General features: G+C 67.0%; 12 protein-coding genes. All 12 read left to right on the top strand.

Translation table 11 applies throughout. The features are described from left to right. Positions 1 to 35 precede the first annotated feature (35 nt). The 12 genes from HBF32_RS15480 to fliJ all read left to right on the top strand — a co-directional run bounded on the left by HBF32_RS15480 (position 36) and on the right by fliJ (position 11,661). Complete coding sequence (locus HBF32_RS15480; RefSeq protein WP_166700687.1) at positions 36 to 1,370, top strand: flagellin N-terminal helical domain-containing protein; 1,335 nt, start codon at positions 36 to 38, stop codon at positions 1,368 to 1,370. Between the two features lie 138 nt (positions 1,371 to 1,508). Then, positions 1,509 to 2,891 carry a flagellar filament capping protein FliD gene (gene fliD, locus HBF32_RS15475; protein WP_166700686.1) on the top strand — a complete coding sequence of 461 codons (1,383 nt, stop codon included), beginning with the start codon at positions 1,509 to 1,511 and terminating at the stop codon, positions 2,889 to 2,891. Between the two features lie 21 nt (positions 2,892 to 2,912). Then, positions 2,913 to 3,329, top strand: a complete 417-nt coding sequence (fliS, locus tag HBF32_RS15470) for a flagellar export chaperone FliS (protein ID WP_166700685.1) — start codon at positions 2,913 to 2,915, stop codon at positions 3,327 to 3,329. Then, positions 3,326 to 3,619: a flagellar protein FliT gene (locus HBF32_RS15465; RefSeq protein WP_166700684.1), complete on the top strand. Its 294-nt coding sequence runs from the start codon at positions 3,326 to 3,328 to the stop codon at positions 3,617 to 3,619. Before fliS ends, HBF32_RS15465 begins: the two co-directional genes overlap by 4 nt. A 32-nt stretch (positions 3,620 to 3,651) precedes the next feature. Beyond that, positions 3,652 to 4,224: a PilZ domain-containing protein gene (locus HBF32_RS15460; RefSeq protein ID WP_166700683.1), complete on the top strand. Its 573-nt coding sequence runs from the start codon at positions 3,652 to 3,654 to the stop codon at positions 4,222 to 4,224. 421 nt (positions 4,225 to 4,645) lie between these two features. Then, the gene (locus tag HBF32_RS15455; RefSeq protein WP_166700682.1) at positions 4,646 to 6,064 is read left to right on the top strand and encodes a sigma 54-interacting transcriptional regulator; all 1,419 of its coding nucleotides are present in this window, start codon (positions 4,646 to 4,648) and stop codon (positions 6,062 to 6,064) included. 68 nt (positions 6,065 to 6,132) lie between these two features. Continuing rightward, positions 6,133 to 6,462, top strand: a complete 330-nt coding sequence (gene fliE, locus HBF32_RS15450; protein ID WP_166700681.1) for a flagellar hook-basal body complex protein FliE — start codon at positions 6,133 to 6,135, stop codon at positions 6,460 to 6,462. A gap of 35 nt (positions 6,463 to 6,497) precedes the next feature. Beyond that, complete coding sequence (gene fliF, locus HBF32_RS15445; RefSeq protein WP_166700680.1) at positions 6,498 to 8,207, top strand: flagellar basal-body MS-ring/collar protein FliF; 1,710 nt, start codon at positions 6,498 to 6,500, stop codon at positions 8,205 to 8,207. Continuing rightward, positions 8,197 to 9,210 (top strand): flagellar motor switch protein FliG, encoded by a 1,014-nt coding sequence (fliG, locus tag HBF32_RS15440; RefSeq protein ID WP_166700679.1) that lies wholly within the window; start codon positions 8,197 to 8,199, stop codon positions 9,208 to 9,210. The genes fliF and fliG overlap by 11 nt, the downstream gene beginning before the upstream one ends. Next, complete coding sequence (locus HBF32_RS15435; protein WP_166700678.1) at positions 9,210 to 9,869, top strand: flagellar assembly protein FliH; 660 nt, start codon at positions 9,210 to 9,212, stop codon at positions 9,867 to 9,869. Before fliG ends, HBF32_RS15435 begins: the two co-directional genes overlap by 1 nt. Continuing rightward, positions 9,866 to 11,227, top strand: coding sequence for a flagellar protein export ATPase FliI (fliI, locus tag HBF32_RS15430; RefSeq protein WP_166700677.1), 1,362 nt, complete (start codon positions 9,866 to 9,868; stop codon positions 11,225 to 11,227). The genes HBF32_RS15435 and fliI overlap by 4 nt, the downstream gene beginning before the upstream one ends. Beyond that, positions 11,227 to 11,661 carry a flagellar export protein FliJ gene (gene fliJ, locus HBF32_RS15425; RefSeq protein ID WP_166700676.1) on the top strand — a complete coding sequence of 145 codons (435 nt, stop codon included), beginning with the start codon at positions 11,227 to 11,229 and terminating at the stop codon, positions 11,659 to 11,661. Before fliI ends, fliJ begins: the two co-directional genes overlap by 1 nt. The last annotated feature ends 15 nt before the right edge of the window (positions 11,662 to 11,676 follow it).

Below are 11,676 nucleotides of genomic sequence, written 5' to 3'. Positions count from 1 at the left end.
GCAATTCGGTTCCGCTTACAAAGGATCAAAATCCCATGGCTCTGACCATCAACACCAACATCATGTCGCTGAACGCTCAGCGTAACCTGAGCACCTCGCAGACGAAGCTGTCGTCGGCGATCGAGCGTCTGTCGTCGGGTAACCGCATCAACAGCGCGAAGGACGACGCCGCCGGCCTCGCCATTTCGACCCGCTTCACCACCCAGATCAATGGCCTGACCCAGGCTGTCCGCAACGCCAACGACGGTATCTCGCTGTCGCAGACCACCGAGTCGGCGCTGGACGAAGTCACCAACAACCTGCAGCGCATCCGCGAGCTGGCCGTGCAGTCGACCAACGCGTCGAACTCCTCCAGCGACCGCGCCGCGCTCGACGCCGAAGTGCAGCAGCGTCTGTCGGAAGTGACCCGTATCGCCACGCAGACCAACTTCAACGGCATGAAGGTCCTCGACGGTTCGTCGAAGAACCTCAGCTTCCAGGTCGGCGCGAACGTCGGTGAAGTCATCACCGTCGGCCTCGACAAGGGCGTCAAGGCGAACCAGATCGGCCAGCTGGCGACGGACTCGGTCGACCTGAGCGGCAAGCTCGGCACGACGACCACCGAAGCCGTGGCCACCGACTGGACGGCCGCCAATGCCTCCGCCAAGGGCGTGGTCACGTACGGCAGCAAGAGCGTCGACTGGGGCACCTACACGGGCGCCACCCAAGCGGATGCCGTCTCCTTCCTGCAGGCGCAGCTGGGCAGCGACTTCACCGTTGCCAACAACACCACGACGGCCACGTCGATCGACGTGACGGACAACTCGGCCGGCAAGACGCTTGCCGCCGGTGACCTGACCATCTCGGTGGGTGGTGGTACCTCGTTCGACATCACGGGCAACTTCAAGTCCGCCCAGGATGTTGCCGACGCCGTGAACTCGCACTCCAGCGAAGGCATCACCGCCTACGTCGGTACCGATGGCAAGCTGAACATCGCCTCGGCCAAGACCATCGCCGTGTCGGGTGCCGAAGCGACCAACCTCGGCTTCGCCGCGACCGACGCCGTGAACGCGACCGACACCCTGGCCACCTCGAGCGTCAAGACGGTCGACGGCGCCAACGACACGATCAACCGCGTCGATGCCGCCCTGCAGTCGATCTCCGACCTCCGTTCGGACCTCGGCGCCGTGCAGAACCGCTTCGAGTCCACGATCTCCAACCTGCAGAACATCTCGCAGAACCTGACGGCCTCGCGTTCGGCCATCACGGACGCGGACTTCGCCCAGGAAACGGCCAACATGTCGTCGGCCCAGATCCTGCAGCAGGCCGGCGTCTCGGTCCTCGCCCAGGCGAACCAGAGCCAGCAGATCGTCCAGAAGCTGCTCCAGTAACAGGTGCAGGACCGCCGGGCCCGGGCTTTCCGGGTCTTGGCAGGGTAATTGCTTAGTTGTCACGGCTGGCGCTCGCGAGGGCGCCAGCCGTCGACAAATTGGCGCCCGGGGCAGTGAGGCGTCTTCAAGGAGAGCTTCATGGCCACGAATCCCGTCAACCTCGGCAGCAGTTCCATCGACGTCGCGTCGATCGTCAGCAACCTTGTCGCCAACAAGCGCAAGGCCACCGACGCCAAGAACGCGGCCGACACGCAGGCGAACGCCACCCAGATTTCGGCGGTGGGCAATTTCACTTCTTCGCTGACCAGCCTGCAGAGCGCCATCAAGGCCCTGACCGACGGCACGGCGTTCACGACGACGAAAGTTTCGGTCGGCGATTCGTCGATGCTCTCGGCCGCCGCGGACAGCACCGCACAGCCCAACACCTACAACATCGTGGTCACCCAGCTGGCGACCTCGCAGAAGACGACCTCCACTGCCTTCACCGACAGCAAGGCCGCGCTCGGTACCGGCAACCTCACCATCTCCATCGGCGACAAGTCGATGAGCGTGGACATCGCGAGCGGCGCGAATTCGCTGGAAAACATCCGCGACATCATCAACAAGTCCAAGGACAACCCCGGCGTCACCGCCAGCATCGTCACCGGCACCGATGGCGCGCACCTGGTGCTCACCTCCTCGGTCACCGGCAAGGACAACGCCTTCAAGGTCGTCACCAGCGGTGGCGACGGCGGGCTTTCCCAGCTGGATTTCGATCCGGCCACGGATACGCCGACGGTCAAGGCTCAGGACGCCCTGTTCACGATCGACAAGCTCCCTGCCAGCAGTCCGACCAACGTCGTCACGAAGGCGATCGACGGCGTGACCCTGACTCTTTCCAAGGTCTCCACCCAAAACCCCGATAATAGCTTCAACCCCACGACCGTCACCATCACCAACGACACCAGCGCCGTCTCCACCGCGCTCGGCGCCCTGGTGACCTCGTATAACGCCTTCATCTCGACCTACCAGCAGCTGACCAAGTACGACGCCACCAACCAGCAGGTGGGCGCGCTGATCGGCGATGCCACGGTCAACTCGATCAAGAGCCAGGTCTCGACCCTGCTCGGCTCGCAATTCACCGGCAACAGCAGCGGTCCGACCTCGCTGAGCGACCTCGGCGTCTCGTTCCAGGTCGACGGCTCGCTCAAGCTGGACACCACCAAGCTCAACAAGGTGCTGGCCGACAACCCCCGGGAATCGCAGAACCTTCTCAGCGGGGACAACGGCATCGCGCCGAAGCTGGACAAGCTGATCACCGGCTGGACGTCCACCACCGGCATCCTCACCCAGCGTACGAACAACCTGAACCAGAAGACGAAGGACCTGCAAGACCAGGCCGCCGACTTCGATAAACAGATCCAGGACTACACCGATCGCCTGACCAAGCAATACACGGCGCTCGACGCAATGATGACCAAGCTGGCCGGTACCAGCAGCTATCTCCAGCAGCAGTTCGACGCGCTGACGGCGAACAAGTAACGGCGGCCCCAGGAAACAGACATGGCACTCGGATATTCCCAGGGCGCAGGCGCCTACCAGCAGGTTCGTACGGCGGGCGGCGTCGAGACGGCCGACCCCCATGGCCTCATCACCATGCTCATGGACGGTGCGCTCGAGCGCATGCGTTTCGCCCGTGGCTGCATCGCGACGGGCAATGTCGCCGGCAAGGGCGAGGCGATTTCCAAGGCCATCGAGATTGTCGGTGGACTGCAATCCTCGTTGAATCACGAGGTGCCGACACCACTGGTCGGCCAGCTCGCGGGCCTTTACGACTACATGAGCCGCCGTCTGCTCCACGCCAATCTGTACAGCGACAGCGAAGCGATCGACGAAGTGACCCGCCTGCTCGGCCAGATCCGCGAAAGCTGGGTGGCCATCCCCGTCGAGGCACGTCAGCCCACCGGAGCCGGCGCGTGACCGAGGTCTGGTGCGACCTCGACCGCGTGCTGGACCTGACCGAGGCGATGCATGCTGCGGCCAGCGAAGCCCGCTGGGACGACCTCGCCGCGCTCGAAGCCGAACGCGAGCCGGTCCTGCGCCGCGGCACGATGCGGCCGGCGCCGGAGACGCTGGAATCGCTGAAGTCCATCATGCTGCTCGATGGACTCATCAAGGATCTCGTGTCCGTCGCCCGCGACGAAGCAGCGGTGGCGTGGGACGCCTCTCGCCGCGTGCGCCGCGCCGTGGCCGCGTATAGTTCGTTCTGAGCGGCGAACCTTCTTCCGTGAGGGCGGGGCATATGAGCGACGAGGGCTGGAAGGCATTTTCCGAGCGGGTGGCCTGGGACGCGACGTTCCACGCTACCTGCGAGATCGCATCGCGGCCCGATGCCACCGCACTGGCGCTCATCAACGACCGCAACGCCAACGTCCTGGTCGCCGTCTCGGCCCTGATGGAACGCCGCGCCGACAGCGCCGAGGACGATAGCCCGCTTTCGCAGGAAGTGGCCCGGCTCGACGCCAAGCTCAACGTGCTCATGGAGATCGTGAACCGGCTGCTGCTTCCGCAGTCGAGCCTGCCGCCGCGCATTCCTCTCCGCTTCAATGCCGCCGGGGCCGTGCTGCCCTGGGCCGGTCTGCCGCCGGTCGGCCAGTCCGTGATGCTGAAAATTCACTTCGACACCTGCCGGGCACTGCCGTTGGAACTGCCCGGGGTGCGCCTGGCCGGGCCTACCGACGGCAAGGGCTTCGTCGGCTTCGAGGGGCTTTCCGAGGCCGTTCGCGATGGCATCGAGCGCCTGGTTTTCCGTCAGCACCGGCGCCAGGTCGCCGAGGCGCGGGCCCAGTCACGACCCGCCGAAAGCGAATCCTGAGCCGATACGACAAGTTTGCCGGTGGGCTGGGACGCTGGCCTGGCCGGGTCCCGCAACGGGTCCTGCTTTATGTGGGAGCCGCTTCAGCGGCGATCCCGCGGCGGCGGGCAAGCTTGCCCTAAGCGAAGTGACCTTTTGCGTCACGTGACGTAAGAACGTCGCGTGGCGTCCCGCGTCACATTCGTGACGCCGACCGTCACGCTGGGCGCGACCCACATGCCGCGAGCACTCGCCGGACCTCTCCGGCGGGTTGCCCCACACCTCCGCGCGCCGCGCCACCACGTCAATTTCGGCTCGCGTGCGTCGGAATTCCGGCGTTGGCACGCTCCTTGATTGATACCTTGGCAATGAAGCCGACGGGATTCCATCGCGGAACCCGTTCGAGCCCTTCGATCCAAGGCATGAACGCGAGGTATTCACGGTGAAGTCTTCCCAGTTTCTCGTTGTCGAGTCCGACGCTTCCCGCGCCGAGAGCGTCGTTTCGGCGCTCGCTTTCCTGGGCTACCGCCCGGTGCTCGCCAACCGCCTCCAACCCGCCGAACTGGCCGAGAGCTGGCGCGGCGTGTACGTCGGCACCGTGGAGGACGAGACCGAACTGGAAGGGCACCTCGCCACCGTCAGCCGGGGCGGAAAGAGCCTGCCGATGCTGGTTGCCGCGGATTCCCCGCTGGCCACTTCCCTGATCGCCGACGACGCGCGCAGCAACAACGTGGAACTGATCGACATGCCGCTGCGTTACGAGCGCCTTTCCGAAGCGCTGCGCGCCCTGCAGTCGCGCATGGAACCGGTGCACGCCAGCCGCCGCTTCGTCGGCCAGTCGGGCCCGATGCAGCGCGTGAACGGGCTGATCCGCCAGGTGGCGCCGTTCGATTCCAGCGTGCTCGTGCTCGGCGAATCCGGGTCGGGCAAGGAACTGGTCGCCCGCACCATCCACGACTGCTCGCCGCGCCGCGACAAGCCGTTCGTCGCCATCAACTGCGGGGCCATTCCCGCCGAATTGCTCGAGAGCGAACTGTTCGGCCACGAGAAGGGCGCCTTCACGGGGGCCATCAATACCCGCAAGGGCCGTTTCGAGATGGCCGAGGGCGGTACCCTGTTCCTCGACGAGATCGGGGACATGAGCCTGCCGATGCAGGTGAAGCTGCTCCGCGTGCTGCAGGAGCGCGTGTTCGAGCGCGTGGGCGGCAACCGTCCGCAGCGCTGCGACGTGCGCATCATCGCCGCGACCCATCGCGACCTCGAGAGTGCGATCGAGCGGGGCAGCTTCCGTGAGGACCTGTTCTACCGCCTCAGCGTGTTCCCGCTGGAAATGCCACCGCTGCGCCAGCGGCTGGAAGACCTCCCGGCGCTCATCGCCGAGTTCAACCAGCGCCTCGTCCAGCGCGGCTTGTCCTCCGTCCGCTTCACCCCCAGCGCCATGGGTGCCCTGTGCCGCCATGCCTGGCCCGGCAATGTGCGCGAGCTGTCGAACCTGGTCGAGCGCATGGCCATCCTCATGCCGCACGGCGAAGTGCGCGCGGCGGACCTCCCCGAGAAATACCGCGGCGCGCTGCCGGTGGAAGAAGTCTCCGGTGCGGCGCTCATCGCGATGATGGAAGCCGAGCCCGAGGTGGTCGAGTCCTTCGGTTATGCGGGCGAGGGCGACCCCTCCGTCCTTCCGCAGGGCGGCCTGGACCTGAAGGACCACCTCGCCGGCATCGAGATCGGCCTTATTCGCCAGGCGCTGAACTCGGCCAACGGCGTCGTGGCCCACGCGGCCAAGCTGCTCCGCGTCCAGCGCACCACGCTGGTCGAGAAGCTGCGCAAGTACGGTCTGTCCGAGACCGTGCAGGCCGGCTGATCGCGGTCTTCATTGGCACAGGACGTGCATCGGGTGTCTGAAACCCGATAACGCGTTGGAAAACCGTCATGACCACGATCGACGTCAACAGCCTCCTGCTCCAGATGCGCCGCATCAGCGCGCAGACCGAGATGCCCGCCCTGCGCGGCGTGGGGGAGACGGCTCCGACGCAGAAGGGCACGTTCGGCGACCTGCTGAAGCAATCGATCGATGGCGTGGCGCAGAGCCAGGGCAAGGCCGCGACGATGGCCGCGGCGTTCGAACGCGGCGATCCGGGCGTCGATCTCGCCCAGGTCATGATCCAGGGGCAGAAGGCCGACCTCTCGTTCCGCGCGATGAACGAAGTGCGCAACAAGATGGTCGATGCCTACAAAGAAATCATGAACATGTCGATCTGACGACATGAGCGCAATGACAGGATTCGGGTTCAACCATGGCAGATAACGGCGTCGCCACCACGGATAGCAACGCGGCTTCGCGCATGCACTCGCTGAAATCGCTGGCGCAGACGCCCGCGGCGCGGCAGCTGTTCATGCTCGCGGGCATCGCCGGTGCCGTCGCCATCGGCATCGCCGCGGTGATGTGGTCGCGCGCGCCGAACTACGGGCTTCTTTACGGCGGCCTTGAACAGAAGGACGCCGCCGCTGTCACGCAGGCGCTGCAGGCCAGCAACACCCAGTACACCCTGAGCGCCGACGGCAGCTCGATCTTCGTGCCCGCCGCCGATGTCGCGGGTATCCGCCTGAAGCTCGCCGGCCAGGGCCTGCCGCAAGGCAGCGCCGCCAGCTCGATGCCGCAGACGGATTCGCCGTTCGGCATGAGCGATATGGCCGAGCGCACCCGCTACCAGTCGATGCTGGAGAACGACCTCTCCAATACCATCGCGGGCCTGCAGTCCGTGCGCGCCGCGCGCGTGCACCTCGCCCTGCCCAAGCCATCCGCCTTCATCCGCGACAACAAGCCGGCAAGCGCGTCGGTCGTCGTCACGCTCTACCCGGGCCGCCAGCTCGACCAGGGCCAGGTCGCCGCCATCGTCCACCTGATCGCGGCAAGCGTGCCGGGCCTGGACACGCGCCAGGTGTCGGTGATCGACCAGACCGGCAACCTGCTCACCGTGAGCGACCCGGACAGTGCCCAGGCCATCGGCGACAGCCGTCTGCGCCTGTCCAACCGCATCGAGGCTACCTACACGCAGCGCGTCGAAGACCTGCTCACGCCCCTCGTCGGCGCCGGCAAGGTACGCGCCCAGGTTTTCGCCGATCTCGATTTCTCGCAGACCGAAAAGGCCAGCGAAACCTTCAACCACGACAACCCGGCACTGCGCAGCGAGCAGACCAGCAGCGATACCCGCACCGAGCCGGCGAACAACGGCGGCGTGCCGGGTGCGCTCAGCAACCAGCCGCCCAATACCGGCGCCAACGCGACGGCCGCGAATCCCGCCGCCGGCGGCAAGCCCGGCGCACAGGCATCCGCGACGCAGACCGCCCAGCAGACGCCGACCCAGAAGACCGAGAGCGCCACGCGCAACTACGAACTCGATCGCACCGTGAGCCACGTGACCGATCCGGCCGGCAAGGTGGCGCGCCTGTCCGTGGCCGTGGTGGTCGACAACAAGCAAGTGCCCGACAAGGACGGCAAGTTCAAGAGCGTGCCTTTCACGCAGGAAGAATTGTCGCGCCTGACCGAACTCACGAAGAACGCCGTCGGCTTCAGTGCCGAGCGCGGCGACAGTGTCAGCGTCATCAACGAACCGTTCCGCGGAAATATCCTCGAGGAAGCGCCGCAGGCCACCCCGTTCTGGGAGCGCCCGGGCATGCTCGACCTCATCAAGCAGGGCCTCGGCGTGATGATCGCGCTGATCGTGGGCTTCTTCGTGCTGCGCCCGATCCTCAAGGGCCTGCTGAAGCCGGCGCCGCTGGCCATGAACAACGTCGCACTCGCCGGGCCGATGCCCACCGTCTCGGTGATGGTGGACGACGACGACATCGCACCGGACCGCGTGTCCACCTCGCAGGCCCAGCTCGGTTCCCCCGCGCTGCTGGCCTACGAACAGAAGGTAGGCCTTGCCAAGCGCATGGCCGCCGAAAACCCGAAGCAGGTGGCACAGGTCGTGAAGAGCTGGGTATCCGAAGATGGCAGCTGAGCAGAAAGAGGCCCTCACGGGCGCACAGAAGGCGGCGATCCTCCTCCTCACCCTGGGTGAAGAAGACGCGGCGTCCATCCTCAAGCACCTCGGCGCACGCGACGTGCAGGCCGTGGGCACGGCGATGGCCGCGCTGAAGAACGTCAGCAAGGAGCAGGTCGACCAGGTGCTCACCAAGCTCCAGGAAGACGTGGGCCAGCACACCGCCATCGGCGTCGGCACCGAGGAATACATCCGCCGCATCCTCGTCAACGCGCTGGGTGAGAACAAGGCCGGCGGCCTCATCGACCGCATCCTCCTGGGCCGCAGCAGCAAGGGCCTGGAATCGCTGAAGTGGATGGAGAGCCGCGCCATCGCCGAAATGATCGGCCAGGAACACCCGCAGATCATCGCGCTGGTGCTCGCCCACCTCGAGGCCGACCAGGCCGCGGAAGTCATCGGCTATATGCCGGCGCGCACGCGCAGCGACGTGGTGATGCGTATCGCCACGCTCGACGGCGTGCAGCCGCATGCGCTGAACGAGCTGGACGAGATCATGGAACGCCAGTTCTCCGGCAACTCCACCAAGCTGAAGTCGGCCACGGTCGGCGGGCTCAAGGCCGCGGCGGACATCCTCAACGCGATGGAAACCTCCCGCGAGGCCGAGCTGATGGCCTCGATCCGCGGTATCGACTCCGGCCTCGGCGAGCGCATCGAGGAACTGATGTTCGTCTTCGACGACCTGGCCGACCTCGACGACCGCAGCATGCAGACATTGCTGCGCGAAGTGCCGTCGGCGCGTCTCATCACCGCGCTCAAGGGTGCGGAAAGCGCCATCCGCGAGAAGATTTTCTCGAACATGTCCAAGCGTGCCGCCGACATGCTGCGCGACGACCTCGAGGTCAAGGGACCGGTCCGTCTCTCCGAGGTGGACGCGGCGCAGAAGGAAGTCCTTGCCACCGCGCGTCGCCTGGCTGACGCGGGCCAGATCAATCTCGCCGGCGGCGGGGAAGAGTTCGTCTGATGAGCCTCACCTCGATCCTCGCGCGCGAGCGCGTCGCCCAGTTCGAACGTTGGGAGTTGCCCGTCGTCGGCGCGGCCGAGGCGCAGGATGCCGAAGCGCCCGACGAAGGCCCGCCGCGGCCCACGGTCGCCGAGATCGAGGCGATCGAGCGGCAGGCGCGGGAGGAAGGTTTCAATGCCGGTCTCAACGAGGGCAGGGCGATGGCGAAACGCGAGCTGGCCGCGCAGGTGGCCCGGCTCGATGCCCTGTTCGCCGCCGTGGAGCGGCCCTTCGCGGACCTGGATAACGACGTGGCCGGCGACCTCGCCCTGCTGGCGACGACGATCGCCGAGCGCGTGCTCGGTTACGAACTGGCGACGCGTCCCGAGAAGATCGTCGAGGTGGTGCGCCAGGCCGTCGACGTGCTGCCGGCCGCCACGCGCCACCTGAAGATTCACCTGAATCCCGCCGACGCGGCCATCGTGCGCGAGCACCGCTCGTCGCTCGACCACGAGGGCACGATCGTCGACGATCCCGCATTGGAGCGGGGCGACGTGCGGCTGGAAAGCGAGCATTCCCGTCTCGACGCGCGTGTGCGCACCCGGCTCGCCGCCGTGGTCGACAGCGTGCTCCAGGGCCGCGACGGTTCCGGCGACGACGGCGAGGCGGAGGCGTCGTGAGCGCCGACCGCCACGTGGCCACGCGCAACGCGCACTGGCGCGAGACGCTGGCCGCGCAGCGCGCGAGCGCCGAGCACGTGCGGCCCCTGCAGGCCGAGGGCAAGCTGCGCCGCGTGGTCGGGCTCACGCTCGAAGCGGTCGGTTGCGAGGCGCCCGTGGGCGCCCGCTGCATGGTCGCGGGCGCCGACGGCAAGCAGTTGGAAACCGAAGTCGTCGGGTTTTCCGATGGCCGCCTCCTGCTCATGCCGACCGGCGAGATGCATGGCGTGTTGCCGAACGCGCGGGTCACGCCCGTTGCGGCGGTGTCCGGCATTCCGGTGGGCGATGCCCTGCTGGGCCGCGTGATCGGCTCCGACGGCGTGCCGCTCGACGGCCAGGGACCGCTGCTGGTGCGCGAGCGCGCGCCGCTCCGCCGCGAGCCGATCAATCCCATGCTGCGCCAGCCGATCGACACGCCGCTGGACACCGGTGTGCGTGCGATCAACTCCCTGCTTACCGTGGGACGCGGTCAGCGCATCGGCCTGTTCGCCGGTTCGGGCGTCGGCAAGTCCACTCTCATGGGCATGATGACCCGCTTCACGAATGCGGACGTCGTGGTGGTGGGCCTGATCGGCGAACGCGGCCGCGAAGTAAAGGAGTTCGTCGACCACACCCTGGGCGAAGAGGGCCGCCGCCGCGCGGTCGTCATCGCCGCGCCGGCGGACGCGCCGCCGCTGTCGCGCCTGCGTGGCGCACAGGTGGCGACTGCCGTCGCCGAGCATTTCCGCGATCAGGGCAAGCGCGTGCTGCTGCTGATGGATTCGCTCACGCGTTACGCGCAGGCGCAGCGCGAGATCGCGCTGGCCATCGGCGAGCCCCCGGCCACGAAGGGTTACCCGCCGTCGGTGTTCGCGATGCTGCCTGCGCTTGTCGAACGCGCGGGCAACGATGCGGAGGGGCGGGGCTCCATCACCGCCTTCTACACCGTGCTGACCGAGGGCGACGATTACCGCCACGATCCCATCGCCGATTCGGCCCGCGCGATCCTCGACGGCCATATCGTCCTCTCGCGCGACCTGGCCGAAGCCGGCCATTACCCGGCCATCGACATCGAGGCATCGATCAGCCGCGTCATGCCCGCCGTGGTGACGAAGGAGCACATGCGTTCGGCGCAACGCTTCCGGCAAGTCTATTCCGCCTACCGTCAGCAGCGCGACCTCATCGCGGTGGGTGCCTACCAGAAGGGCAGCGATCCGCGCACCGACGAGGCGATCGCGCTCTATCCGCGGCTTTCGGCTTTCCTCCAGCAGGAAACCGATGTGCCTGTGAACATCGAGGAAGCCGAAGCCGCCCTCGCCGAATCCACGCAGGTGGCCTGATGCCTTCGCGCGCCGACCGCCTGCAACCCGTCGTCGACCTCGCCGCCGAGAAGGCCGAGGACGCCACGCGCGCGCTCGCCGCACAGCAGCGCGCGTTGGCGGACGCCGAACGCCAGTTGACGGAACTGCGCCGTTATCGCAACGAGTACGCGGAGATGCCGAGCGGCATCGGCGTGAGCGCGCTGCTCAACCGGCAGCAGTTCCTGCAGAAGATCGACGTGGCGATCGTCCAGCAGCTGGGCGAGGTACAGCGGCGCGAGCGCGCGCTCGACCGCGCCCGCAAGGACTGGACCGACGCCCGCGGCCGCGCGAAGGCGCTGGACACGGTCACCACCAGATATCGCGAGCAGGAACGCAAGACGCAGGATCGCCGTGAGCAGGAGCAGGCCGACGAGCGCTCGCAATACCGCCGTCCGCCACGGAGCGAGGGCTGACGTGTCGCAACGTCG

The organism is Luteibacter yeojuensis, assembly GCF_011742875.1.
GTDB lineage: Bacteria > Pseudomonadota > Gammaproteobacteria > Xanthomonadales > Rhodanobacteraceae > Luteibacter > Luteibacter yeojuensis.
Note: the sequence above shows the minus strand (reverse complement) of the source record. Positions and strands in the feature narration are given on the sequence as shown.